The organism is Poriferisphaera sp. WC338, from assembly GCF_050931845.1.
GTDB lineage: Bacteria > Planctomycetota > Phycisphaerae > Phycisphaerales > Phycisphaeraceae > Poriferisphaera.
Genome location: NZ_CP194516.1, coordinates 1,846,429 through 1,869,827, shown reverse-complemented (window position 1 = coordinate 1,869,827; position 23,399 = coordinate 1,846,429). Strand labels below are relative to the sequence as shown.

Annotated in this window: 26 protein-coding genes; 12 read left to right on the top strand and 14 right to left on the bottom strand. The window is 51.4% G+C overall.

The features are described from left to right. The first annotated feature begins 47 nt into the window (after positions 1–47). The 6 genes from ACQ6WK_RS07700 (at position 48) to ACQ6WK_RS07675 (ending at position 5,840) form a co-directional block, all read left to right on the top strand. Complete coding sequence (locus tag ACQ6WK_RS07700; RefSeq protein ID WP_432800161.1) at positions 48–698, top strand: MotA/TolQ/ExbB proton channel family protein; 651 nt, start codon at positions 48–50, stop codon at positions 696–698. A 453-nt stretch (positions 699–1,151) separates the two neighbouring features. Continuing rightward, complete coding sequence (gene glgP / locus ACQ6WK_RS07695) at positions 1,152–3,785, top strand: alpha-glucan family phosphorylase (RefSeq protein WP_432800160.1); 2,634 nt, start codon at positions 1,152–1,154, stop codon at positions 3,783–3,785. A 98-nt stretch (positions 3,786–3,883) separates the two neighbouring features. Then, entirely contained in the window at positions 3,884–4,876 is a 993-nt protein-coding gene (gene thiL, locus ACQ6WK_RS07690; RefSeq protein WP_432800159.1) for a thiamine-phosphate kinase, read from the top strand. Further along, the gene (gene tsaE / locus ACQ6WK_RS07685; protein ID WP_432800158.1) at positions 4,873–5,415 is read left to right on the top strand and encodes a tRNA (adenosine(37)-N6)-threonylcarbamoyltransferase complex ATPase subunit type 1 TsaE; all 543 of its coding nucleotides are present in this window, start codon (positions 4,873–4,875) and stop codon (positions 5,413–5,415) included. The genes thiL and tsaE overlap by 4 nt, the downstream gene beginning before the upstream one ends. Before the next feature lie 7 nt (positions 5,416–5,422). Further along, entirely contained in the window at positions 5,423–5,626 is a 204-nt protein-coding gene (locus tag ACQ6WK_RS07680; RefSeq protein WP_432800157.1) for a DNA gyrase inhibitor YacG, read from the top strand. Beyond that, a complete protein-coding gene (locus ACQ6WK_RS07675; RefSeq protein ID WP_432800156.1) occupies positions 5,613–5,840 on the top strand; it encodes a hypothetical protein in 228 nt (75 codons plus the stop codon). Before ACQ6WK_RS07680 ends, ACQ6WK_RS07675 begins: the two co-directional genes overlap by 14 nt. An 82-nt stretch (positions 5,841–5,922) precedes the next feature. On the opposite strand, the gene ACQ6WK_RS07670 is transcribed toward ACQ6WK_RS07675, so the two are convergent. Beyond that, positions 5,923–6,423 carry a Fur family transcriptional regulator gene (locus ACQ6WK_RS07670; protein ID WP_432800155.1) on the bottom strand — a complete coding sequence of 167 codons (501 nt, stop codon included), beginning with the start codon at positions 6,421–6,423 and terminating at the stop codon, positions 5,923–5,925. 137 nt (positions 6,424–6,560) lie between these two features. Between ACQ6WK_RS07670 and ACQ6WK_RS07665 the strand changes: the two genes are divergently transcribed. After that, positions 6,561–7,883, top strand: a complete 1,323-nt coding sequence (locus tag ACQ6WK_RS07665) for a homoserine dehydrogenase (RefSeq protein ID WP_432800154.1) — start codon at positions 6,561–6,563, stop codon at positions 7,881–7,883. A 114-nt stretch (positions 7,884–7,997) separates the two neighbouring features. Here ACQ6WK_RS07665 and ACQ6WK_RS07660 read toward each other — a convergent pair whose 3' ends face one another. Continuing rightward, the gene (locus tag ACQ6WK_RS07660) at positions 7,998–8,366 is read right to left on the bottom strand and encodes a hypothetical protein (RefSeq protein ID WP_432800153.1); all 369 of its coding nucleotides are present in this window, start codon (positions 8,364–8,366) and stop codon (positions 7,998–8,000) included. A 120-nt stretch (positions 8,367–8,486) separates the two neighbouring features. Here ACQ6WK_RS07660 and ACQ6WK_RS07655 point away from each other — a divergent pair, with 120 nt between their 5' ends. Then, positions 8,487–9,791, top strand: coding sequence for a Glu/Leu/Phe/Val family dehydrogenase (locus ACQ6WK_RS07655; protein WP_432800152.1), 1,305 nt, complete (start codon positions 8,487–8,489; stop codon positions 9,789–9,791). A gap of 51 nt (positions 9,792–9,842) precedes the next feature. On the opposite strand, the gene nadD is transcribed toward ACQ6WK_RS07655, so the two are convergent. From nadD to ACQ6WK_RS07640, 3 genes are read right to left on the bottom strand one after another with little or no spacing between them, the layout of a single operon-like run. Further along, positions 9,843–10,472 carry a nicotinate (nicotinamide) nucleotide adenylyltransferase gene (gene nadD, locus ACQ6WK_RS07650; protein ID WP_432800151.1) on the bottom strand — a complete coding sequence of 210 codons (630 nt, stop codon included), beginning with the start codon at positions 10,470–10,472 and terminating at the stop codon, positions 9,843–9,845. A gap of 12 nt (positions 10,473–10,484) precedes the next feature. Beyond that, positions 10,485–11,213, bottom strand: coding sequence for a hypothetical protein (locus tag ACQ6WK_RS07645; protein WP_432800150.1), 729 nt, complete (start codon positions 11,211–11,213; stop codon positions 10,485–10,487). Between the two features lie 4 nt (positions 11,214–11,217). Beyond that, a complete protein-coding gene (locus ACQ6WK_RS07640) occupies positions 11,218–12,216 on the bottom strand; it encodes a D-2-hydroxyacid dehydrogenase (protein ID WP_432800149.1) in 999 nt (332 codons plus the stop codon). Positions 12,217–12,275: 59 nt separating this feature from the next. Between ACQ6WK_RS07640 and ACQ6WK_RS07635 the strand changes: the two genes are divergently transcribed. The 3 genes from ACQ6WK_RS07635 to ACQ6WK_RS07625 all read left to right on the top strand — a co-directional run bounded on the left by ACQ6WK_RS07635 (position 12,276) and on the right by ACQ6WK_RS07625 (position 14,427). Continuing rightward, complete coding sequence (locus tag ACQ6WK_RS07635; protein WP_432800148.1) at positions 12,276–12,890, top strand: hypothetical protein; 615 nt, start codon at positions 12,276–12,278, stop codon at positions 12,888–12,890. Between the two features lie 191 nt (positions 12,891–13,081). Further along, the gene (locus ACQ6WK_RS07630) at positions 13,082–13,648 is read left to right on the top strand and encodes an NADH-quinone oxidoreductase subunit C (RefSeq protein ID WP_432800147.1); all 567 of its coding nucleotides are present in this window, start codon (positions 13,082–13,084) and stop codon (positions 13,646–13,648) included. 80 nt (positions 13,649–13,728) lie between these two features. Beyond that, on the top strand, positions 13,729–14,427 hold the full coding sequence (locus tag ACQ6WK_RS07625) for a carbohydrate-binding family 9-like protein (protein WP_432800146.1): 699 nt from the start codon (positions 13,729–13,731) through the stop codon (positions 14,425–14,427). 7 nt (positions 14,428–14,434) lie between these two features. Here the strand turns inward: ACQ6WK_RS07625 and ACQ6WK_RS07620 are convergent, their stop codons facing one another. From ACQ6WK_RS07620 to mbhE, 8 genes are all read right to left on the bottom strand, one after another. Further along, positions 14,435–15,361 carry a hypothetical protein gene (locus ACQ6WK_RS07620; protein ID WP_432800145.1) on the bottom strand — a complete coding sequence of 309 codons (927 nt, stop codon included), beginning with the start codon at positions 15,359–15,361 and terminating at the stop codon, positions 14,435–14,437. An 81-nt stretch (positions 15,362–15,442) separates the two neighbouring features. Next, positions 15,443–15,892: a monovalent cation/H(+) antiporter subunit G gene (mnhG, locus tag ACQ6WK_RS07615; RefSeq protein WP_432800144.1), complete on the bottom strand. Its 450-nt coding sequence runs from the start codon at positions 15,890–15,892 to the stop codon at positions 15,443–15,445. After that, positions 15,889–16,287, bottom strand: a complete 399-nt coding sequence (locus tag ACQ6WK_RS07610) for a monovalent cation/H+ antiporter complex subunit F (RefSeq protein ID WP_432800143.1) — start codon at positions 16,285–16,287, stop codon at positions 15,889–15,891. Before ACQ6WK_RS07610 ends, mnhG begins: the two co-directional genes overlap by 4 nt. Then, complete coding sequence (locus ACQ6WK_RS07605; RefSeq protein WP_432800142.1) at positions 16,280–16,804, bottom strand: Na+/H+ antiporter subunit E; 525 nt, start codon at positions 16,802–16,804, stop codon at positions 16,280–16,282. The genes ACQ6WK_RS07610 and ACQ6WK_RS07605 overlap by 8 nt, the downstream gene beginning before the upstream one ends. Further along, complete coding sequence (locus ACQ6WK_RS07600) at positions 16,801–18,480, bottom strand: proton-conducting transporter transmembrane domain-containing protein (protein ID WP_432800141.1); 1,680 nt, start codon at positions 18,478–18,480, stop codon at positions 16,801–16,803. The genes ACQ6WK_RS07605 and ACQ6WK_RS07600 overlap by 4 nt, the downstream gene beginning before the upstream one ends. Before the next feature lie 30 nt (positions 18,481–18,510). Then, entirely contained in the window at positions 18,511–18,942 is a 432-nt protein-coding gene (locus tag ACQ6WK_RS07595; RefSeq protein WP_432800140.1) for a sodium:proton antiporter, read from the bottom strand. Further along, on the bottom strand, positions 18,939–19,361 hold the full coding sequence (locus ACQ6WK_RS07590) for an MnhB domain-containing protein (protein ID WP_432800139.1): 423 nt from the start codon (positions 19,359–19,361) through the stop codon (positions 18,939–18,941). Before ACQ6WK_RS07590 ends, ACQ6WK_RS07595 begins: the two co-directional genes overlap by 4 nt. Continuing rightward, positions 19,358–21,961, bottom strand: a complete 2,604-nt coding sequence (gene mbhE / locus ACQ6WK_RS07585) for a hydrogen gas-evolving membrane-bound hydrogenase subunit E (protein ID WP_432800138.1) — start codon at positions 21,959–21,961, stop codon at positions 19,358–19,360. The genes ACQ6WK_RS07590 and mbhE overlap by 4 nt, the downstream gene beginning before the upstream one ends. A gap of 217 nt (positions 21,962–22,178) precedes the next feature. Here mbhE and ACQ6WK_RS07580 point away from each other — a divergent pair, with 217 nt between their 5' ends. Further along, the gene (locus tag ACQ6WK_RS07580; protein ID WP_432800137.1) at positions 22,179–22,745 is read left to right on the top strand and encodes an HIT family protein; all 567 of its coding nucleotides are present in this window, start codon (positions 22,179–22,181) and stop codon (positions 22,743–22,745) included. A 178-nt stretch (positions 22,746–22,923) separates the two neighbouring features. On the opposite strand, the gene ACQ6WK_RS07575 is transcribed toward ACQ6WK_RS07580, so the two are convergent. Then, on the bottom strand, positions 22,924–23,316 hold the full coding sequence (locus ACQ6WK_RS07575; RefSeq protein ID WP_432800136.1) for a PilZ domain-containing protein: 393 nt from the start codon (positions 23,314–23,316) through the stop codon (positions 22,924–22,926). Positions 23,317–23,399 lie beyond the last annotated feature (83 nt).

Here is a 23,399-nt window from a genome sequence, read left to right as displayed (position 1 = left end):
AGGTAAGGGTGGGGCCCCCGTGGTATGCTGTTGGGATGATCGAATCGATGATAGATAGCTTTTGGGCAGTGATGGGGCGAGGCGGCCCGGTGATGTGGCCGTTGCTAGGGCTGAGCTTGGTATCGGTGACGCTAGCTTTCGAACGTTTGTGGTTTTTTACGCTACAGAACAACCCCGGGCAGCTTGCACGCGTACGGCAAATGGGTCGCATGTTGCGTGATGGCGATCAAGAAAAAACCGTTGCTTTGGTTGAGCAGGACGAGAGTGTTTATGGGGCGATGTTGCGGCGACTGCTGACTGAAAAACACATGAATGATGCGGGTATTGTGGATGCGGTCGAAAGTCAGCGCCGGCGGTTAGAACGGTTTATGCCGACACTTTCGACGATCATTACAGCAGCGCCAATGCTTGGGATTTTAGGTACGGTGTTGGGGATCATCGAAAGTTTTGAAGTACTTTCGTTAAACGGCACAGCTGCTGACCCAAGTGAATTGAGTTACGGAATTGCGGAGGCACTGATTACCACTGCGGCAGGATTGATCGTGTCGCTGATCAGCCTGTTTCCGTATAACGCTTTCCGTGCACAAGGTGAGCGTACGCTAAGCCGGATGGAATCGTTGGCGAGTGCCGGCATGTCGTCTACAAACGAAGTAAACGCAGTCGCAGCAAGTGAAGGCGATGGTGCCAGCAAGAGTTAGTTCTGCCGAAAACCGGGGTGGGAATTCGGATCGTTTTGAGCTTATTTGAGCGAGTACATTCTGTAATTGCCACCGGGTGCAAGTGGGTATAGTTATCGGCCTGCTGATTTCGCCCTCAAAAAGCTTTGCCAATTCAGGATTGATTCGTCATGTGTACCAGGCTCGTTAGTTATCGGGATGTGGCTTCTGTTTGTGTGGATCAGCGAACAACGGATAGGGGGATCCTGTAATTAACCGGGCCAATGATCTCAGTTTGCCTTGAGCGGTTGACGATAGAAAGATTGTGTGAATCACAGTGCGCCTGTTGTGTGATTCGGCCGGTTCTCTGGATTCGTGACACGATGGGTAGGCAAGTAACCCCGAAACCGCAAAGCGGGGTATGATTCATCTATCACGGGGCGCAGAACCATTGAGGCAAACTAGCGCAAACATCATTGAGACAGGGTGAAAAGCATGTTAAGTCCGGATCTGGCACGTATTCGATCGTTCAAAGTGGTTCCCTCATTGCCGAAGGCGCTCGAGCCGCTACTAAAAATTGCAAACAATTTGTGGTGGAGTTGGCATCCCGAAGCGGTGGATCTGTTTATCCGTCTGGACCGCGAGTTGTGGCAGCAAACGAATCATAACCCGGTAAAAATGCTGGGTATGCTTCCGCAGCAAACGCTTGAAACCATGGCCAAGGACGAAGGCTATCTCAATTCCTTGAGCCGGGTGTTGGATAATTTTGAACGCCACATGAAGCGTACGCCTTGGTTGGATCGTACAGAACACAAGCCCGGTGATTTCAAAGTTGCCTACTTCTGTTCAGAGTTCGGGCTCACCGAATGCTTGCAGATTTATAGCGGCGGCCTCGGCATTCTTGCGGGTGACCACCTTAAGAGTGCAAGCGAACTCGGCCTGCCTTTAACGGCTGTTGGTTTCTTGTATCGCCATGGCTACTTCCAACAATATCTAAACGCAGACGGTTGGCAGCAGGAATATCTGCCGGACTTAGACTTTGCTAACTTGCCGGTAAGCCGTGTACGCAATGAAGATGGCTCACAGAAAAAAGTGACGGTCAATCTTGCCGGACGTGAACTGACGATTGCGATCTGGAAGGTCGAGGTTGGTCGTATCACATTGCACTTGCTTGATACGAATCTGCCAGAGAACGATCCCGCGGATCGCGGGATCACCGGGCAGCTTTATGGAGGCGACATGGAGATGCGCATAAAGCAGGAGATCGTCCTCGGTATTGGCGGCGTCCGCGCTTTGCAAGCCGTGGGCATCAGTCCTGAAGTTTGTCACATGAACGAAGGACACAGCGCCTTCCTCGCACTCGAGCGTATCCGTGAACTTATCCACGAGCATGGCGTGTCCTTTGACGAAGCACGCAGCCTTGCTCGCGCCAACAATGTCTTTACAACACATACACCTGTACCTGCCGGCATCGACCGCTTTCCTGCGGATATGATCAAGCGTTACTTCAAGGATTACATTGGCGAGATCAAGCTTGATATGGAAGGGCTACTCGCGCTTGGACGTGAAAATGTCTACAACAAAAACGAGTTCTTCTCAATGGCGGTACTGGCGATCCGTACCAGCGATTGGGCAAACGGTGTGAGTAAGCTGCACGGCGTTGTTAGCCGCGATATGTGGCACAATATTTGGCCGCATGTTCCACGACATGAAGTACCGATTACGCATGTGACCAATGGTGTGCATGCTCGTACATGGCTGTCTGGTGAGTTGATCAATCTACTTGATCGCTATCTCGGTTCACGCTGGCAAAATGACAGCGCGGATCATAGTGTGTGGAGTGCTATCGAAGAGGTACCTGATGAAGAGCTTTGGGATGTTCATGAAACGCGTCGCCAACGATTGATCCTATGGGCAAGGCGAAAACTGCGTAAGCAGATGAAGATGCGTGGCGCAAATGAAGAGCATATCCGCGAAGTTTGCGACGGTCTTAGCGCCAAGAACCTAACCATCGGTTTTGCTCGCCGTTTTGCGACCTACAAACGTGGCAATCTAATTTTGCGTGACGCTGAACGCCTCTTGAAACTGTTGCGTGATTCTGAACGTCCTGTACAGATTCTCATCGCAGGTAAGAGCCATCCAGCTGATGGCGGCGGCAAAGATCTTATTCGCCAGCTAGTGCAGTTCGCACGCGAATCAAACGTCGGTCACCGCATCGTTTTCCTCGAAAATTATGACATGCACGTGGCGCGTTACTTGGTTCAAGGCTGCGATATCTGGTTGAACAATCCGCGTCGTGGAATGGAAGCCTCCGGTACCAGCGGTATGAAAGCGGCTCTAAACGGTGTTCTAAATTGTTCGATTCTCGATGGCTGGTGGGATGAAGCGTATCAATCTGATCTTGGCTGGGCGATTGGTCGAGGCGAAGAGTATGCGAACCCTGAAGTTGCAGATGATATTGAAAGCCGTTCGCTGTATGACCTTCTTGAAAACGAGATTATTCCGTTGTTCTATGACCGTGATGACCACGGCGTACCGCGCAACTGGATCAAGAAGATGAAGCGTTGCATCTCGCAACTCGCACCAATGTTCAACACGAACCGCCAAGTACAGGAGTATACTGAGAAGCTTTACTTGCCCGCCCTTCACCGTACACGCGCTCTTGGTGGCGAAGATATGCAGGAAGCGATCTCCTACACACATCAAGGCTATCGTCTACGTGAGAACTGGAGCAAGATCAACGTTGAGAAGGTAGAAGCTTCGACAGAAATGCCCATCGGCGTTCGTGATGCACTCGGTGTTGAAAGTGTTGTGAATCTTGGTGAGCTTAAGCCCGACGAAGTTCGTGTGCAGATTTACAGCGGGCAAGTCGGCAATGATGGTGAGCTGCTGACCGGTGACGCATTTGACATGACTTATGCTGACGACCTTGGTAATGGCAAGCACCGCTTTACCGGTGAGATCAAAGCCAACACCAGCGGCCGATTTGGTTACGCGATCCGCGTTCTGCCCGGCGGCGATCATTTTGACGGTATGTGCATCCCAGGAATGATCCAATGGGAAAATCCGGGTCTTTATCGCAAGCAAACTGAAACCAAAAGCAGCACAGTCGAAGCGGTCAAGCATTAAGCTACCTGCGACAATCAGACCATCGATCACAGCCTCCACCATGTGTGGGGGTTTTTTCATGGGAAGAAGCGCGCAGGCAAACCGTGTAAAATATAGTAATGAGAGAATTTGATCTACTTGCAGACATCATTGCAGATGGGCAAAACATGGCTGATCCAATCATGATTGGTCCTGGTGATGACATGGGCAGTATCAGAATTGGTGGCGATGAACTTCTCATAGCTGTCGATCAAGTCGTAGATGGTGTGCATGTCGATATTGCTCAGTGCGGCCTCAGCAAAGCAGGGCGAAAAGTGATCACACGGAATCTGTCTGATGTTGCAGCCATGGGCGCAGAACCTGTTGGCGCTGTGTGTGCGGCAAACCTGCCAAGATCAATGTCGCAGGATGACGCAGAGCAATTGCTCTATGCAGTGCGCGAAACCGGTGAGATATATCGTTGTCCGGTTTTCGGTGGCGATGTCAGTGTATGGGACGGAGCTATGAGTTTGTCTGTGACGGTGTTGGCACAAATGGCGAAAGGATGCGGTGCACCTATTCAACGCTTAGGTGCTCAGCCGGGAGACGGGATCTATGTTACCGATGAACTTGGCGGGGCAATGGCAGTTATGTCGTTGTGTGATGAGGGTTCATGTGAGAATTTCGTAAAGCATCTTGATTTCCAGCCGCGGCTTAAAGTGGGCGTGCAGCTTGCAAAAGAAACAACTGCGGAGCAGGGTGGCCGTAGACCCACTGCTATGATCGATCTTTCTGATGGCTTGGCAAAAGATTTGTCACATATCGTGCGGATGAATAAGTGTGCCGCAGAGCTTGGCGAGAATTGGCTACCGATTGGTAAAGCTGCTCAGATTGCGGCCAAGCACTCTGGCAAATCCGTATGGGAGCATGCCGTCGGAGATGGTGAGGATTATGAACTGCTTTTTACAGGAAACATTGATGCTTGGGGAGAAGGGGTAACGGATTATTTTGGCGTCAAAGTCACGCGCATCGGCCAGATAGTTGAAGCGGATCATGCACCCGCTATTATGCTACATCTTGAAAATAGCAAGCTTGTCGATCTGGCAGGCCTTGGCTGGGAGCACGGATCTTGACCCGCAGAAAGAATATTCTTACCGCAACGTCCAACTCAGTTGGACAAACCGTTGCCCTTGGCAGGCTGATTGGGAGCATCATGCGCGAGGGTGAGATCATCGGTTTGATCGGTGATCTTGGTGCAGGTAAAACCCAATTTGTCCGTGGACTTGCAGAAGGGCTTGGTATCCGTGGTGAAGTGGTCAGTAGCCCAACGTTTGTTGTTATGCAAGAATACGAACAAGAAGATTGTGATGGTGAAGAAAGCTTGGTGTTGGTGCATATTGATGCGTACCGCTTGGAGAGTGCGAGGGATCTTGCAAGTATTGGATGGGACGAAGAGGGGAACGAAATTCGTGAGGGTGCGGTGGTGGCAATCGAATGGGCAAATATGCTAGAAAGCTTTTTGCCTGATGATACATTGCACGTGAATATCCAGCATGCAAATGATGGGCGGCAAATTCAGATCACCGGTTTATCCGAGGCATGGGATGTGCGGCTTGAAAGCACTGCGAAACAAGCTGTTTTAGATGAAGTCTACTGTGAACATGTGAAGTGAGATGCTGATGAGCGATAAAAAAAACAACCGTCAAAAGCAGCATGGATTGACACGGAAGTGCCCAGTGTGTGAAAAACAAACAGAAGAAGCAAACCGGTCATTTCCGTTTTGCAGTGAGCGTTGCAGGACGATTGATTTGGCGAAATGGCGAGATGAAAGCTATGTGATTAGCCGATCAATTGAGGAAAGTGATTTGGATGAGGGGGAGTGATTATTGTCCAGATAATCACTCTGATCTTATTTCGTCTTTTATTGCGCCAGTTTTTGAATCCCTCTTTAAGGGATGTCGCCTTCTTTTTGACGGTGTTCTTGACAGAATCAAACAAGTTAGTGGCCTTGTCTTTGGTGGCGATGAGGATGTCTTTGGTAAGTTCACTGAGGCGATCTTTAATCCAAATGCCGAGATTGTCGGGCAAATCTTTTGAATGATGAATGATCCCACACGTTGAACGTGTGGGCTTGTGTGTGGTCGTGAAATATTGAAAAGGAAACTTATGGGGGAGGAAATTATTCTTCGTCAGCTTCTTCGGCTTGAGCTTGCTTTTGCGCCTCGGGGGAGACACCATAGATGACGAAGCGGTGGGAGACGGGCTCGAAACCGTTCTCACGGGCGATCTTGTCGGCAATAGCTGAAAGTTCGTTGGTGGGGAACTCGATGATCTGATTGGTTTCCATGCAGACGAGGTGGCCCTTGGGTTCGCGACCAAAAGTGGTGCGGTAGTGAGCTTGGCGAGAGTCGATGAGGACTTCGGTAATGATCTTGGATTCGAGGAGATGTTTGAGGGTGCGGTAGATTGTGGCCTTGGAGACACGGTGGTCGGCGTCACGCATTTCGGCAAGCAATTGATCAGCTTCGAAGACCTCCTGCTTGGCGAGGACGGCGTCGAGGATCATGGCACGTTCAGTGGTGAACTTGAGCCCTTGCTTCTTGAGGAAACGACGAAAAATGGCACAGACGGGGAGAACAATATCATTGTCTGCAGGAGATGGTTGGGAGTTGGTCATCATGACTGTATTTTAGCCCGTGGAGGGCGGTGCGTATAGTTGATGTTTTCTTAAGGGGTGGCTGGAGGGTGAGAATTGGTCATGCGGGGAGAGGATTGGTATCTTGCAGGGCCTGTTTTCAAGGTTAAGGAGTCAAAACAGTGAGCGCAGAAGCAATCGGTATCGGAATGATTGGCATGGGCACCGTCGGTGGCGGGGTGGCAGAGCTTTTGGTAAAGGAAGCGGCAACCTACGGCAAGCGCGTGGGTAAAGCGGTCGAGCTGCGCAAGATTCTTGTCTTGGATGTGGCTGAGGTTCCTGAAAAAGATCAAGCCATCTTGCCAAATGGGGTACTGACAGATGATGGGGAGGCATTCTGGAATGCCGAGGGGATTGATGTGCTGATCGAGGTGTGTGGTGGTACGGGTGTAGCCTACACATTTGTAAAAAAGGCGCTGGAAGCGGGCAAGCATGTTGTAACGGCGAACAAGGCGCTGCTGGCGAAACACGGCATTGAACTGTTTGGGCTTGCGAGAGCAAACGGTGTGAGCATCGGGTTTGAAGCATCATGCGGCGGCGGGATTCCGTGTATTACAGCAATGCAGTTCGGCCTGATGGCGAATCAAATCAGCGGGATGTACGGTATTCTGAACGGTACGTGCAACTATATTCTGACGGAGATGACACAGAAGGGTAAGACGTACAGTGATGCACTCGCGGAAGCACAAGAGCTTGGTTATGCGGAAGCTGATCCGACATTGGATGTGACAGGTGGTGATACCGCGCACAAGCTGGCGATCATGGCATCGCTAGCGTTTGGCGTGCAGGTGACCGATGACCAAGTGGCGCATCACGGGATTGATGGACTGGATCTGAAGGATGTGCAGTTTGCCGCAGAATTAGGTTATGACATCAAACTGCTTGGCATTGCAGAACAGAAGGAAATGGGCGGCGGAGTGAGCGTGAGTGTACAGCCGTGCTTTGTACATGTGGATGAGATCATTGCGAGTGTAAGCGGGCCGATGAATGCGGTGAGCATTGTTGGGCATGCAGTAGGTCACACGATGTATTACGGCGCGGGAGCGGGACGATTCCCGACGGCGAGCGCGGTGGTGAGTGATGTGATGAACATTGCGAGCGGTTGGTATGGCGATGCGTTTGCGAAGATGAATATCTGGACGGACAAGCATGAACCTGTGAAGCTGGTGTCGAAAGAGGATCAGCGGTCACGGTTCTACTTGCGGTTTGATGCTCTGGATGTGCCGGGCGTGATTGCGAAGGTAACAACCTATTTGGGTGAGAAGGATATTAGTATCTCGGCGGTGATGCAGCATGAAAGTGATGAAGGAGAGTTCACGCCAATCGTGGTGACGACGCACGATGCGCGGCAGGGCGATTTGGATGCTGCGATCAAACAGATCGAGGCGTTGTCGGAGATTGATGGTAATGTAGTTCAGATTCGGATTGCGGATATACCGAAGTAAGTTCTATTATCAGATGAATAAAACAGCAGCCCTGACGGTTAATTGTCTGGGCTGTTTTTGTTGATGTGTTTCCGCGTAAATCACGTCCGAGAAGTTTGCTTCAGCAAAAGATTATCAGTCTTTGCAGCGTGAAATCAGATCGGGCAAGGTAGCGGTAAAGGCGGAGCGTGGCATGACGAAATCCGCACCGCGAGCCTTGGCTTCTTGCAGTAATTCAGCAGCAACATGAGAGCCAAATGCTGTTACTGGGATCGAAGGCGAGTGCGATTTGATCAGGTCAAGCATCTGGAGACCCGCGTCACCAGTGTCTAAATCAAGAAAAAAAGCAGTAACGGGATCATTCGGCTTGCCGTCCTCGATCTGATCAAGGCGGGCGCGTAGCATGTCCGTATTGCGTACAGGTCGGGTCACAACGTCGAGCGCGTCCGCGGTGGAACGGATCTTGGTCGCGAAAATCAGGTCGTTACAGCAATAGATAAGCATGATGTTATCATACCGGATTGACGATAATGTTGTTTAGGAGGACGGATCATGGAGGAAGTTATTGTGCAGGCATGAGGCTGTAACAATCGAAAGATTCATTGAGATGATCGGAGATGATGCGTGGCCGACCTTCCAGAGAATGTGCTAACCGAGCTTGGTTTTCGTTACGACCCTTCTGATCTTTACCAGCAAGTCATTGGCGATGTGCTTCATGCGTGCCAGACGATGGATCTGCCACGGCATTTGCAGTTAATTCTGGCACAGCCAAAGAATGAGATCATCATGCATTTTCCGGTGCAGCTTGATTCGGGCGAATACAAGCTATTCAAGGGGTATCGAGTTCAACACAATAATATTTTGGGGCCGTACAAAGGCGGTTTGCGATTTCATGCTGGAGTGAGCCTGGATCATGTGAAATCATTAGCAGTATTGATGACGATGAAGAACTCGCTAGTGCGGTTGCCGTTGGGTGGTGCGAAGGGCGGGGTGCAGGTTGATCCGAGAAGCTTGTCGCAAGATGAGTTGATGCGCGTGTCGCGGCGGTTTACCAGTGCGATGGGCGACAATATTGGGCCAGATTATGATATTCCTGCACCTGACGTTGGGACGGGTGCACAGATCATGGCATGGATCGCGGATACGTATGTGAACATGAGCCCAGCAACGACACGCTGGACGGGGCAGGCAGTGGTGACGGGCAAGCCGGTAGAGTTTGGCGGCTCGCAGGGAAGAGAGAAGGCGACAGGTCAGGGTGTGGTTTATATTTTGGAAGAGTTGCTCCCGGAGATGGGAATCGATCTGAATGGTATGACCTACAGTTTGGTCGGTTACGGTAATGTTGGTTCATGGGTCGCACGGCTACTGACCCCACATCAATCGGTTTTGAAGTGTGTCATTGATCATACCGGTGCAATCATCAACGAGAAGGGAATTGATCCAGTCAAGCTGGCGGCGCATGTTGATGAAATGGGTGGTGTGGGCGGTTATGAAGCTGCCGATGAGATGACCGAGGATGAGTTCTACAAAACGCGAGTTGATTTGATGGTCCCAGCGGCATTGGAACAGATGATCGACGCGCGAAAAGCGGAGATGGTTAACTGTAAGGTTGTGGCGGAAGCGGCGAACGCGCCGACAACGCCCCCAGGCGAACGGATCTTGAAGGATCGTGGGATTTCTATCTTGCCAGCTATTTTATGTAACTCGGGCGGTGTGACGGTAAGCTATTTTGAATGGCGACAGAACCGCCAGGCAGAAAGCTGGGATGAGGAAACCGTGGACAAGAATCTGCGCCGGCATATGTATGCAGCAGCACAGCGTGTGAAGTTGGCGGCGCACCGTTATGAATGCGACATGCGAACCGCAGCATACTGTGCAGCCCTCGATCAGATCGATAAAGTCTACAAAATACGAGGTATTTTCCCTTGATCGGAGATAGGGATAAGATCAGGAGAGAGAAATCTGGAATCATTTCAAACATCACCTGCCATACAGGTGGTGTTTTTTTATGTAGTCCATGACAGCAGGAGGAACTTCATCAAACTGATCTGCACCGGATTCGATCGCACTTCGGATTTCAGAAGAACTAACGTTGATCTGAGGTAACTCTAGAAGCCAGGTTGCCCAGATATCAGCACGTGCTTCGGGCATGGTGGCTATTAAAGAATGTTTGGTTTCGGGTGGGCGGACCATCACAACAGGTTCAGCAAGTTCGATGATACGCTCAGGGCGGTGCCAACTTTCGAAGATGAGTAATTGGTCGGCACCGATAAGTAGGCGAAGCTGCGCACCTGGAGCAAGGTGTTTATGGATTTCTTCGAGTGTGTCAACGGTATAGGAGGGTTGGCCGGATTTTGCGCGATCAATTTCGATATCGCTGATCATAGTGTGGGGCTGGTCGGCAAGCGCCAGTTCAAGCATTGAAAGGCGATGCTCTGCAGACGTTTGAACTTGATTCAGTTTATGTGGCGCGCGTCCTGCAGGTATATATAAAACGAGATCAGCGACAAGCTTTTCCCGAACAAGCTGCGGCAGTTTGACGTGACCCACATGCGGTGGGTCGAACGAACCACCAAACACGACAATGTTTTGATAGGCTGATAAATCCATAAGCCTATTGTACTACTTTCCGCTGTTATCACCGAGTTTTTTTAGCATCGTATCAGTCATAGCAGCCATGGTTTGAGTAGAGCGACCGAACATTTTTCCGGCTTTCATTAGTCGAGGGATGTGGTGAGGATGTGTAAGGATATATGATGCTATTTTTCCGAAATTGAGTTTGCCGTCCGGTTTGATCCATGTAAGTGATGCTTTGATGAGCGTGTCGTTAGGGCCGTCGGAGATACCGCGCATGATGATGCAGGGGAGGCCGAATTGTTGTGCGAGCTGCGCGACTTCATAGGATTCCATATCAACTGCATGCGCGCCGGTTTGCTGGTGTTTGAATTGTTTTTGTGCAGGCGTGGCGATGATTTCATTTGCCATGAAGAAATGTGCATTGTGAGGAAGATTGGTGTGCTCAATGGCGTATTGAACGAAGGGGTCGTATTTGAGGTCAATCGTGTGGCCGCTGGCATCGGTGAGTTTATTTGCGATCATAACTTCGCCGCCAGTGAGTGCGGGGTCAAGGCCACCGGAGACGCCGAGCAGTAGAATGATGTCTGGGCAATGCACTTTGAGAAGGTTGGGTAGTGATTCAATGACACGTTTGTGGCCAATACCGATGATTTCCGCGGTAGCATTGAGGTTATGCAGGTGATGCATTTGAGAAAGTGCATTGCGCTGAATGCCAAGTTGCTTCAGCGTAGGCGCAAGTTCATTGAGCATGGCGGCAAGGATGAGTACGTGCATGAAGTTATCCATTCACCACATTGATAGGGGAGCCTGCAAGATAAGCTTTGATGTTATCTGTGGTAGTATCCATGAGGCGGTGACGAGCTTCACAGGTAGCCCATGCGATATGCGGGGTGATGATGCATCGCGGAGCTTTGATGAGGGGATTATCAGAGGCAGGCGGCTCTGTTGAAAGAACATCAAGGCCAGCCCCCGCGATCTCGCCTGCTTTGAGTGCTTGCGCAAGAGCGGGTTCGTCGATGAGCGGGCCGCGGCCAGTGTTGATGAGCACGGCGGTCTTTTTCATCTGTTGGAAAGCGGATTCGTTCATCATGTGGTGGGTGGCATCAGTGAGTGGGCAGTGGAGCGTGAGGATATCGGCAGTAGCGAGAAGTTGATCTATGGGCATAAAGTCGATGTTGATGCCGTGCATGTTGAAATTGACAGAAGAGGGACGTTCGAGGGCTGCGATATTCATGCCAAAGGCGTGGCCTATGCGGGCGACTTGTTTGCCGATGGCGCCGAGGCCGATGATGCCGAGCGTTTTGCCAGCGAGTTCGACAGTGGGCTGCACGGTGAAGCAGAAATCATCAGCGTTCTGCCATGCGCCTTGATGGACAGCTACACCGTGGGATGCCGTGTGAACCATAAGTTCGAGGGTGAGCGCAAAAACGTGCTGTGCGACCGAATCAGTAGAGTAAGCAGGTACATTGGAAACTTTGATCCCGGCCTTAGCAGCGGCTGCGAGATCGACTACGTTGGTGCCAGTTGCAAGGACACTAATGTATTTGAGGTCAGGCAGAGCGGTTATTTCTTTTTGGCCTAGTACGACCTTGTTGGTTAAAACGATCTGGGCCTCTTGGCAGCGTGCGATGATGTCCTCGGATTTGGTTCGAGGATATACAGTGAGATTACCCAACTCTGCAATGGCAGCCCATTGTGGATCGGTTTCGCGAACCGTAGTTTCAGGATTGTTGGGCGTGAGAGTAAAGCCGTCTAACACCACTATCTTGATTGACATGGGTATGACTCCGTGGGTTGAATGTGCCGTATTGGTAGTTTAGCTGAAGAAACTTTATCATGCTGCGTATGAATGTAATCATAGATGATGTACCGGTCGCACTTTCGGGCAGCACGCTGAGTGAGGTGGTTGAATCCGCGCGAGAGCATTTGGCAGATGACGGACGGATTGTGGTGGAGGTAGAGTGGGATGCGCAGGTGCTTCAGGGGGATGATCTGGCGGCTACGATGAGCAAGTCTGTTGATGGGCACTCAGTGCGGCTGATTACGGCGAACCCAGCGAATCTTGCGGTGTTGGTACTGGGGCAGGTGCGCGGGCAACTTGCAGAGATCAAACAGTGGCAGGAGCAGGCGGCTGAGAATTTGCAACAGGATCAACCGGCTCCGGCACTTGAACGCATCGGGGAGTGCATCAGTGGTTGGCTAGCGATTCAGGAGGCGGTCGGCAAGATTTCAGGTTTGGTGAACATGAATCTTGACGATGTGAAAACGGGTAATGGTACGGCCATTGAACACATCGCAGGGTTGGCAGAGCAGCTTAAAACGCTGAAACAGCTTTTGGAGGATCGGGATGTGATTACGCTGGCGGATGTGATGGCATATGAGTGGCCGGGGGTTGCGGACGATTGGGACGGGCTGGCGAAGGCGATGGTCGATCGGATTGAGGGTGTATAAGTGAGTGTAGAGCGTCGTTTGGCGGGTAGGATTGTGAAAACTTGGCAACTCGGCAGGATACCCTACAATTTACCTCACTCCCGGAAGCCATAGTCTCCGGAAGATTAAATCTCCGAGCCCAATATGATTTGGGATCAGAAACATGACACAGGCATACGACTGCTTCGGCAGACGAAATATGGAAATGTCACATGACAAAACCAACACTTGATCACCCAACGCTGCATGTTGTAAAAAACAACTTTCCGGATGTGAAATTATTTGCCACCGAGTTCCGAGACGAAACTACGCTTGTTGTTGAAAACAAGGACGCTCATGCAATCCTCTCTTTCTTGAGGGACAACAACGAGTGTCAGTATGATTTTATTTCGCACATCACGGCAGCAGATTACTTGAACTATCCTAAAAACAATCAGGGTGGTCCAACAGGTCGGTTTGGGGTGGTTTACAACTTGTGCAGCACATCACAGAACCTGCGTTTGTTTGTGAAAATTTTTCTGGACCCGACGTTGGATACAAAAGGCATTGAGGATGACCCCGCATTGCACGTGCAATCTGTATGCGATGTGTGGCCAGGAGCTGAGTGGATGGAGCGTGAAGTATTCGACATGTACGGCATTCGCTTTGATGGGCATCCGGATCTGCGTCGCATCCTGCTTTGGGAAGATTACCCAGGCCATCCACTACGAAAAGATTATCCAACAACCGGTCGTGGTGAACGCGAGCAGTTCAACGTCGTGGATCGAGATACAGCCTAAACAAGTTATCAGTGAAATCAATGAGCCGATCGCCTTTGTGTGATCGGTTTTTTCATTCAACAGTTAGCAAGGATTGTTCAATGAGTAAATTACAGGTTTATGAGGTTCATCAAGCAGTAGTTCAACCAGAGCTATTGGGAGATTGGAACGGCCCTGTATGGGGAGGTGTTTTGCCCGCAAATATTGACCAGTATCATAAAGAAAGTTCGGATCACCATCCGCATGTACAGGCAAAGATGCTGTATGGCGATTGCGGCATTTATCTGCATTTCCGCGTACAAGATCAATATGTGCTTGCACAGAAAACGGAGCATCAGCAGATGGTATGCCAAGATAGTTGTGCGGAATTTTTTGTACAACCGATACCGTGTGAAGTAGATGGCGAAGGACGATATACGAATGGATATTTTAATTTTGAATTAAGCTGTGGTGGAACGTTATTACTATATTACGTCACGATCCCGCGGCAGGAGCAGATACCTGTAACTAATCAATGGTTAGATGAAATGAAAATCTATCATTCGCTTCCGAAAGTGATTAATCCGGAGATGGTAGAACCGACGGTTTGGCAGGTGGAATATTTTGTACCTTACAAACTGTTCGAGGCATATGTGGGTAAGCTTGGCTCGCAGAAGCCGGGTAACGGCGTGACATGGCGAGGTAATTTTTATAAATGTGCGGATCATAGTTCACATCCTCATTGGGGGATGTGGTCGGATGTGGGAGAGAAATTAGATTTTCATCAGCCGGACAAATTTGGCGAAATCCGATTTGTGTGAGCGAGATTCAATCAGTGTGTGGGTCGTAACCGTCAGGGGATTTTGGCATTTCACATCCGCATTCAGGGCAGGCGGTTTTATTTGCGGTGATAGAGCCAGAGAGATCGTAGTTGCAATTGGCGCAGAGCGGATGGCCTGCCACATTTGTGCGGTAGCGACGGTACTTCTCGCGCATGAAGAGTAGAACGAGACCGGGGCCGAAGCACCAAAGTAAAACAGTGCCACCGAAGATGAGTGAGAAATATGAACCACGGGCACAGTAGCAATCTTCTTTTTGCGGATTCCAAATAAAGACGGCAGTGCCGATGAAAGTTTCGAGGATGGTCCCAGCGATCAGGCCACGCACTATGCGGCCCATTTGTGTGACATGATCGCCATCTTTCCAGTAGCGGAAGAAGATCCATGCCCAGATAAACCAGATGGTAAGCATGATGCACCAGCAGATAAGCATGTAGAACCAGTATTGCGGATCGCCATCGGGTGTAAATTTGAAGATGACTGGGAAGATGCCTGTGGCATCGAAAAGAGCAAAGAGGATACCGGCACTGATGAGCATGGACATAAACGCAGCAGTCCAGATGGCTTTTTTGAGTGGACGTCCCCATTTGGCTTGCCGCACAGCCCATCGCTTGCCAGGCTGGAGGAAACACCATTGTAGAAGCAGAAAGAGACCCCAGAAGAGAAGCAGGTCGAAGCTGTAGAGGAGGTAGGGTGCCCAGTCCGGCAGGTGCAGAGGATTTGTAACACCAAAAAACGTCGACATGATCGGCGAAATAGGTGTCATGTATGTGCCGGTGATCCATTCCACACCAAGGAACTTACCCATATTAAAATACGGACCGAGCGTCCAAAACAGCCCGGTAAGAAAACTGATTGATCCTGCAACGAGTATCACCCATTTCAATCGCTGTGCTTTTTGTTGATAGCGTGTCATGTGGGTTGCCTTGATAACGAAAAAAGACCGGCTGAGGCCAGTCTTGTGTATCGGTCATTGATTCAGTTTTAGTGTAGAAGGCTAATCCATGTCGTTTTGTGCAGTCTTGGATTTGTGCCATTCATCGTCAATCGTGCCGCGCCACTTTGGAGCGCCGTCCTTGAGTGAAGCTTTTGCGAGCAGATGTGAGCCGACGGGGATCGCTGCGAACGCAAAGACGATGGTGAGAGTCGCTTTGGTGATAATGGCGATGGTGCCAACGTTGAAGATGACAGCCAACATAAGCCCAAGTAATCCGAGCGTGGAGCATTTGCTGGAAGCATGCATACGGTGAAACACGTCAGGCAAGCGAAACACACCGAGCGCGCCGACGAACATGAAGAACAGCCCTGCGACAAGAAAAAAGATCGAGCCAAACTCACGTAGTGACACGAGCATGTAGGTCATGGAGTCCAGTTCACCATTGCCTGTTGTAACTGGGCCGTGTGCATTTTCAGTGGCGGCAGCCAAGATCAAGGTTGCGTCAATCATTGCCCAGCCTCCTTATTCAGTCTGTCGATTTTCTCCTGAGCACGTGCACCGATGTACTGAGAGAACGCGATGGTGCTGGCGAAGCCAAGAATGGCAACGGCAAGTACAGCGTCAAAGAACAGGTCCTGCCGGAGAGATATCGTCAAAATCACGACCAGCCCGACGACTTGTAAGGAAAGCGTATCGGCTGCGAGTACACGGTCGGCATGATGTGGCCCACGCCAGATGCGGATGAGGCACATGACGATGCCGATGACCAGTGACAGGGTGCCGCACCACAATACGACGTTGAGCAATTCGATGCTGAACGGGTTGACCATGTCGTATGCTTTAGCCGTCACGGCGGGTGCATGTTCATCGGTTGTCGCGGCAGCAGCCAGTATCAGATTATTCATGATCTGCTCCCGGTTGTTCGTGTTCCGGGATGCCGAAGACTTCCCAGAGCATACGGGTTTTTAGTTCGTCGATATCATCGATCGCTTCCTGACGATCCTTGGCATACATGCAGTGGATGTAGAGGCATTTGCCGCTGGGGTCGTCATCGTCTACGTCGGCACTGAGCGTGCCGGGTGTGAGCGTGATCGAGTTTGCCAGCGTGGTGATCTGCGCGTCGGTCATGCCTTCGACGGGATACTTAATGATCCGCGGGGACATGTGGTAGCCAGGGGTGATGACTTCCCAAGCGACTTGGAAATTGACCTTCACAAGGATCTTGAAGAAGTAAACCGTAAAACGTAGCAGACGGTAGATTTGCCAAATGTAGTTGTCTTTGCCGAGGACGCGTGTGTACACGCCTAGGACAAAGGCGCCAATGAACATGCCGATGATGATATCAAGAAAGTCGGTTCGTCCGCTGAGTGCAAGCCAGATGGCCGCAAGCAACATGTTCATTATGAAGAGGCCAATGATCATGGCAGCACCTCCATGGCGTTATGTTGAGCCGGATGGTTGGTTAACTGTAGAGAAGCTTGGGGTCGGCGTGAAATTGCTTCGGTTTTTGCTTGGAAGCTGTAGGCTCGCTTGACTTGTTCGATCCGATCTGGATGAAGGACCGCTTGGATATAGCGATCTGGATTGACCAGTTGATCACCTGCACGGTCGGCGAATTTGTAGATTGGCCCTGCGGTAAAACCGAGGAACAACGCCAATACCACCAGCATCGTAATGCCGACGTAGCCGCTGACGGATGTTTCTTTGACACGCTGTACATCAGCCGCTTCAGGGTATTTGTCTGGCTTTGGATTCCAAAAGCCGTAAGACCAAATTTTCAGCATGGAGAGCAGGGTTAGTGCGCCGGTGGCGAGACCAATGATCGAGAGCCACCAAAGCTCGTTGGTCCAACCTTCCTGCACAATGACCATTTTGCCAAAGAAACCAGAAAGCGGCGGCAATCCGACAAGTGACATCGCGGCAATGAAGAAGAGTACACCAAGCCAGACATCACGACGGAGTAGGCCACCGAGTTTGTCGAGATCATCTGAGCCTGCGTGTTTTTCCATGATGCCGCAGCAAAGGAAGAGCGAGCACTTCACGACCATATGTTGGATCATGTAGAAAATGCAGCCCGCAAGTGCGTGTCCGGTCATGATGGCGAGGCCGAAAACCATGTAGCCAACCTGCGAGATGACGTGAATGGAAAGGATTCGCCGAACTTCATGTTGCGATACCGCACCGAGAACGCCGAGGAACATGGTGAACGCGGCGCTGACCGCGATGATCGCAAGGATAACAGTGCGTGTTTGCGAGTTGGAGCCGAGAAGTGATTCTTGTGCGAAGATCAGCGGGAAGGTTCTAACCACGGCATAGACGCCAACCTTGGTGAGCATGCCACCAAAGAGGCCCGCGATGGAGATTGGGACGGTGTAATAAGTGTCTGGCAACCAGAACCAAAGCGGGAAGAACGCGCCCTTGAGCCCGAAGACAAGCAGCAGCAGGATCGCCAGTGCGGTGAATCCGGTGGGCAGGCCTTCACCTTCATTGAGTCTTGTTTGAACGATGAGCGCCATGTCTGCCATGTTGAGCGTGCCAAGCATGCCGTAGGCAAGACCCGCTGCGATGACAAAGACTGATGAGGCGAGCAGGTTGAGCAGAACGTACTTGTAGGCTTGTTTAAGCTGCTTGGCGGAGCCTCCGATCGTGAGCAGGGCGTAGGACGCCATGAGCATGATCTCAAAAGCGACGAAGAGGTTGAAGAGGTCGCCGGTGAGAAAGGAAAGATTCACGCCGAACATGAGGAGTTGGATGAGTGGATGAAAGTAGCCGCGTTCAATGTGGCCAGCGTTTGTGGCGTAGGAGTGGATGTAAGATGCGAGGGCGACGGCGGATGCGGTCGCCAGCAGCAAGCCCGAGAGGTTATCGAAAACGATGGTGATGCCGAAGGGGGCACCCCATGAGCCCATTTGCGCGGTGTAGATGGCGTCGGCGTTAAAGCCTTTGATCAGCCAGTAGACGGCGAGGCAGAACGTGGCCGTGAAGCTGATCGTGCCGATCACGCGACTGGCGATGACTTTGCCAACCAGCGGGACGCTGATCAAGCCCGCCGCCAGCGGGATCACGCAAAAGAGGATGATCAAGTTGTTCGGAGTCATGTTGAAAATCTCACTACGGTTAACGGCCGGTTAGTGTGCCTGGGAAGGTGTTGGCAAATCCATCTTCGCCAGCTCGTTGACGTCCAAGGTTTTGGCTTTCCGTGAGGTTGTCACGATGAGTGTCAGCAGGAAACCCATAACGGCAAAGCCGATGACGATCGCGGTCAGGATCAAAGCCTGTGGGAGCGGATCGACCATGTTTTGAAGGGGATTGGTGTTATTGGCAACCCATTCATGCGCCTGCTCTGCGTTTGGCAAGACGGGCGGAGCTTTGAACTCCGGTGTTTGGGACATTTGCTCGTGGCCGATCACGGGTGAACCGCTCATCGTGAGGATGCTGAGGTTTGCCGCATGGCCGAGTAGAAAGACACCGATCGCCAGCCCGAGAAGCTCGCGGCCGAGCATCATGTAGATGCTCACGCCAAAAGTTACCGCCACACAAATTGCTAAAACGAATGTCATCGTTCGACCTCCCTGCTGATGCGATCAATCATCCCGATCGAAGCGCCGATGACGACCAGCAAAACGCCGCCGTCAAAGAAGAACGCCGAGACAAAGTGGATCTTTTGCCCGAAGCCGAGCGGGATATAGTGTTCGTATGATGTCAAAAGCGGCTGCCCGAGGATCATCGGGAAGATCGCGGTCAGGAACGCCAGTGCTAACCCGACAAACACCAGATAGCGTGGGTGGAAGGGGAGGAGCGTATCGAAGCTGTCCACGCCGTAGGTCATTCGGTAAAGCGCCAGTGAGACGGCTGCCACGAGTCCGCCGACGAATCCACCGCCGGGTTCATTGTGGCCGCGCAGTGTCATGTATGCCGCAAAAAGCATCGTGAGCGGCAAAATCAAGCGCATCGCTGTTTTAAGAATGAGTGATGTCATAGTGTTTTGCGACTCCTTCGACTCGGCAACAGCGACCAGACGCCGATTGCAGCCAGTGCGAGCACGGTGATCTCGCCGAGGGTATCAAACCCACGGAAGTCCACGAGGATGACGTTAACGATGTTGAACCCGCCGCCGCCGCGACCGCTGTTGAAGATATTTTCCTGAACAGCTTCGTAGGTATTGAGCGGGAAGAATTCGCCAAGACGGATCGGCAGCTCAACACCCGCCGCGATGAGGGTCATCCAGCCAAACGCGATGCCGGTGAGGCCGCCGATGATCGCACGCCATAATCGGCCAGGACGATACATCGCTTCATCACGCGGCAACAAGCGAAGCACCAGCACAAACAGCACCACGGAGATGATCTCAAACATAAGTTGCGTGAGTGCAAGGTCGGGTGCCTGATAAACCAGATACATGGCCACGACGGTAAAGCCGCAAGAGCCGAGCATCAGAATGCGGATGATGCGGTGCGAGACCAATGGCAATGTCAATGATGATGCGCAGATGATTGCACCGAGGAAGACGCCGGGCATGTATTCTGTGATCGTCGGCCACAGACGCATGACCGGTTCATACATATCTGAATCGCAGAACACCACGGAGAAAAACGATACAAGGAACGCCAACAGCACGAAGACCGTGTAGTGACGCATATTGCCGGTCTGCACAACGCGGAAAGCCTTGCCGCCACCTGTGACCGCAAGCCAGTAAATCGCAGGGTAAATACGGTCGCAAATATCGGTAACCACGCCGCGGAAGATCGGTGAAAACGCGAGCAGAATGCCGCAACCAATCGCGATCAATGAGCAATACAATGGCACGCCGGGATGTGAAAATGCATACCAGAATGTTGGGATCGCGCCTTGATCTGCATAGTGAACCCCGAAGTAGTTCATGTTGTAGTATTCGAGATCACCAAAGAACGACAGCCACGTACTGGGTGAGAAACCACCGATGTATTGGAAGCTTACCAACACGAGTGCGGGCAACCACATCATGATTGGCCAGAACCCATGTTCATGGTCGTGATGATGATCATCGTGATGCACTTCAGGTGATTTATCTTTCATCCCGCCAGGCAAGCCGAGCAGGGTGGTCGTGAGTCGTAGGAAGATAGCGACATTACAAGTTGCGGTGATAATCGCAGCAGCCATGAGCACCATCCACCATTTACCAACGATTGGCTCCATGTGGTAGATCGCATAGAGGAACAGTTCTTTGGCTTGGAAGCTGATCGTACCGGGGCCGGCCGCAAGACCATATCCCGCGAGGATGATCGTGATACACATCGCAGGATGCTTCTTGATCGCTCCGCCGAGCTTGGTGATGTCACGGGAAAGCACATGTCCTAATGCACCGGCAATCATAAAGAGCGGAGCTTTATAGAAAGCATGGTTTGCGATCTGCGTGATGTCGAAGTCGATATTGCGGAAGATGTGGCCGTCGATGTCGACAACAATACCGCCGAGGCCATACATGGTCATGAGAAGACCGAGTTGGCTGACGGTTGTGTAAGCAAACATGCGTTTGAGGTCATGCTGATTAATGGAAAGCAGTGCGCCTAGCACCATGGTGAATGCACCGAGAATGATTACCAGCCATGGCCAGATATCAAGTCCTGTTTTCACCACTTCGTGACCGTGTTCGATGACTACCATCGAGCCAAACACCGGCAACAATCGTCCCGTCAGGAATACACCGGCCTTGACCATCGTCGCAGAATGCAAGAACGCACTGACCGGCGTTGGTGCCGCCATCGCGCCCGGCAACCAGTATTGCCACGGGAACTGGGCACTTTTAGTCGCTGCACCGAAGAACATGAGCAGGAACGCCCACAGCACGACGTTGTTGATCGCAAATGAGGCATATTCCGGTTGCCACCATTCGGCGAAGTTGACGAACTGCGTCCACGTCCAGACATCGGTGAAGGAACCAAACAGCAGGATGCCGCCGAAGAGGCCCATGCCGCCCATGCCGGTGGTGACAAAGGCTTGCATGCCCAGCTTGACCGCATGTTTGTCGTAGCGATCCCAACCAATCAACAGGAACGAGCTGATCGAGGTGAGTTCCCAGAAGAGCAGTGTAAGCAGCATGTAATCTGCAAGCACTACCCCGATCATCGCAGTGGCAAAGAAACCGAGCGTGGGATAGAAGCGGTAGAGATCATTTTGGGCTGGGCCAAAGTAACCACGCGCATACAGCACGATCAACATGCCGACACCTGAAACCAACAGCGCAAAGAACACGCCCAGGCCATCGGTCAGGAATGCCAGGTTCAAATGCAGGTTGTCCATCCACGGGAGCGAAGCAACCGGGCCGCTGGCGCCGTCGATGCTTTGCAAGCCATTCAAATGAACGTGATACAGAATCAGACCAAACGCAATTCCCATCCCAGCTAGTGCGGTGAGCACTCGCAGCGTGGTCCATTTCCTCGGATAAAACAATGTTATAAGACCGGTGACCAGCGGTGCGAACACCGCAATAAGCAGCATCCAAGTCCGCCAAGACGAACCGGAAGTTGCTGAGTCCACTGCAGCTTGCGCTGTGTGGGGATCAGGCACAGATAACGACGCTAATGAAATCGCCATGCTCATGAGAAACTCGTCCACAAGGTGACACCATCCGGGCCGGCGTGATACCGGCTGTGACAACCCATACATCGGTTAAACACGGGTCAACCCTGAATTTATGCGCATCTATACTCGGACCTGCCCGCACAAAACAGATGTATCTGTATCGCGCGCGTCGATTTTATGTGGACGCATGAATTCCTAATATTGCCCTGAACACCACTGACGTTAACCTATGAGAATGAGCAATCAAAACCTTTGGGCACCTTGGCGCATCTCCTACATCAAAGGGCTTGATGACAATGATCGTGAACAGCCTCACGATTCAAAGGCCTCTTCTCATCTCCAGTCAGGCTGCTTTCTTTGCGATGCAGCCAGCCATGAACTTACTGACCAACAGCGACTTGATCAACTCGTCATCCTCCGTGGAAAAGACTGTGTGCTTATGATGAACCGATATCCGTACACCAACGGGCATATGATGATCGCACCACATAACCATGTTCCGGATACTTGCGACATGACTATCGAGCAGCGAGCAGAGATGATGGAAATGACCAATCTCGCGGGGCAGGCGGTCAAGCTGGCTATGAATGCACAGGGCGTAAATATTGGCATGAATATCGGACGCTGCGCTGGCGCTGGTGTGCCTGGCCATGCCCACATGCATATTGTCCCCCGTTGGCATGGCGATGCTAATTTCATGCAAATTGTCGGGCAGATCCGCGTGATCCCGCAGGCGCTTGATGATAGTTACAAATTACTCTGCGACGCGGTACAAAAACTGCTCGGCGAAGATCGATCTTAATCACACCCAGAGAAACACATTATTTGCGTGCACAAAAAAGGTGCCGCTCATTCAGAGCAACACCTCGTTTTGTATCCCGTGACGTGACTCGGCCCCTAAAATTTGACCCCGGAAATTCCCCGGCAGTTTTCTTTAGGTGGTAGCCTTTCACATCTTCTGCAGATGCGGAGCTAAGTCATCATGCTGCTGAAATCGGTTTCGCCATTGCTTTCAGCTTGATGCCGATTTCATATTGGTTGTGTTTTGATTCACAACGAACCACTTGTCCTACCAGATCAAAGCCTTTTTCATTGCCGTGTGGCGGGAAAAACATCACAATCCTCGAACCCATTTCAATCGGCTCATGGCTCATCGCGCCAACGCCGGTATCTGATGTGTTAAACAGCTCCAGTGATCGGATGCGCTTGTTGGTATCTGGATCATCATTGATGGCCGACACCGCAGTGACTTTGCCGCTTGCTCGACGACGTTCATCACGCCGACGATCAAACAGATAAGAATCCGGCTCTTCGGTTGAAGGCTTCACAAGTCGTAATGTGCTCTGGTTATCCACCGTGTGGTCTCCTGTCATGAGCAGTCCCTGCTCAAAGTTCGCCTTACCGATTCCATCAGCCGACTCCCACGAACCTCTTTTTCAGAGTAAACTTCGAGGAA

What these genes read in the sequence shown, in the direction of transcription:
- ACQ6WK_RS07700 (WP_432800161.1), top strand. Translation starts at nt 48, where the DNA reads ATGATAGATAGCTTTTGGGCAGTGATGGGGCGAGGCGGCCCGGTGATG.
- glgP (WP_432800160.1), top strand. Translation starts at nt 1,152, where the DNA reads ATGTTAAGTCCGGATCTGGCACGTATTCGATCGTTCAAAGTGGTTCCC.
- thiL (WP_432800159.1), top strand. Translation starts at nt 3,884, where the DNA reads ATGAGAGAATTTGATCTACTTGCAGACATCATTGCAGATGGGCAAAAC.
- ACQ6WK_RS07680 (WP_432800157.1), top strand. Translation starts at nt 5,423, where the DNA reads ATGAGCGATAAAAAAAACAACCGTCAAAAGCAGCATGGATTGACACGG.
- ACQ6WK_RS07675 (WP_432800156.1), top strand. Translation starts at nt 5,613, where the DNA reads ATGAGGGGGAGTGATTATTGTCCAGATAATCACTCTGATCTTATTTCG.
- ACQ6WK_RS07670 (WP_432800155.1), bottom strand. Translation starts at nt 6,423, where the DNA reads ATGATGACCAACTCCCAACCATCTCCTGCAGACAATGATATTGTTCTC.
- ACQ6WK_RS07660 (WP_432800153.1), bottom strand. Translation starts at nt 8,366, where the DNA reads ATGCTTATCTATTGCTGTAACGACCTGATTTTCGCGACCAAGATCCGT.
- nadD (WP_432800151.1), bottom strand. Translation starts at nt 10,472, where the DNA reads ATGGATTTATCAGCCTATCAAAACATTGTCGTGTTTGGTGGTTCGTTC.
- ACQ6WK_RS07645 (WP_432800150.1), bottom strand. Translation starts at nt 11,213, where the DNA reads ATGCACGTACTCATCCTTGCCGCCATGCTCAATGAACTTGCGCCTACG.
- ACQ6WK_RS07640 (WP_432800149.1), bottom strand. Translation starts at nt 12,216, where the DNA reads ATGTCAATCAAGATAGTGGTGTTAGACGGCTTTACTCTCACGCCCAAC.
- ACQ6WK_RS07635 (WP_432800148.1), top strand. Translation starts at nt 12,276, where the DNA reads ATGCTGCGTATGAATGTAATCATAGATGATGTACCGGTCGCACTTTCG.
- ACQ6WK_RS07630 (WP_432800147.1), top strand. Translation starts at nt 13,082, where the DNA reads ATGACAAAACCAACACTTGATCACCCAACGCTGCATGTTGTAAAAAAC.
- ACQ6WK_RS07625 (WP_432800146.1), top strand. Translation starts at nt 13,729, where the DNA reads ATGAGTAAATTACAGGTTTATGAGGTTCATCAAGCAGTAGTTCAACCA.
- ACQ6WK_RS07620 (WP_432800145.1), bottom strand. Translation starts at nt 15,361, where the DNA reads ATGACACGCTATCAACAAAAAGCACAGCGATTGAAATGGGTGATACTC.
- mnhG (WP_432800144.1), bottom strand. Translation starts at nt 15,892, where the DNA reads ATGATTGACGCAACCTTGATCTTGGCTGCCGCCACTGAAAATGCACAC.
- ACQ6WK_RS07610 (WP_432800143.1), bottom strand. Translation starts at nt 16,287, where the DNA reads ATGAATAATCTGATACTGGCTGCTGCCGCGACAACCGATGAACATGCA.
- ACQ6WK_RS07605 (WP_432800142.1), bottom strand. Translation starts at nt 16,804, where the DNA reads ATGATCATTGGCCTCTTCATAATGAACATGTTGCTTGCGGCCATCTGG.
- ACQ6WK_RS07600 (WP_432800141.1), bottom strand. Translation starts at nt 18,480, where the DNA reads ATGACTCCGAACAACTTGATCATCCTCTTTTGCGTGATCCCGCTGGCG.
- ACQ6WK_RS07595 (WP_432800140.1), bottom strand. Translation starts at nt 18,942, where the DNA reads ATGACATTCGTTTTAGCAATTTGTGTGGCGGTAACTTTTGGCGTGAGC.
- ACQ6WK_RS07590 (WP_432800139.1), bottom strand. Translation starts at nt 19,361, where the DNA reads ATGACATCACTCATTCTTAAAACAGCGATGCGCTTGATTTTGCCGCTC.
- mbhE (WP_432800138.1), bottom strand. Translation starts at nt 21,961, where the DNA reads ATGAGCATGGCGATTTCATTAGCGTCGTTATCTGTGCCTGATCCCCAC.
- ACQ6WK_RS07580 (WP_432800137.1), top strand. Translation starts at nt 22,179, where the DNA reads ATGAGCAATCAAAACCTTTGGGCACCTTGGCGCATCTCCTACATCAAA.
- ACQ6WK_RS07575 (WP_432800136.1), bottom strand. Translation starts at nt 23,316, where the DNA reads ATGACAGGAGACCACACGGTGGATAACCAGAGCACATTACGACTTGTG.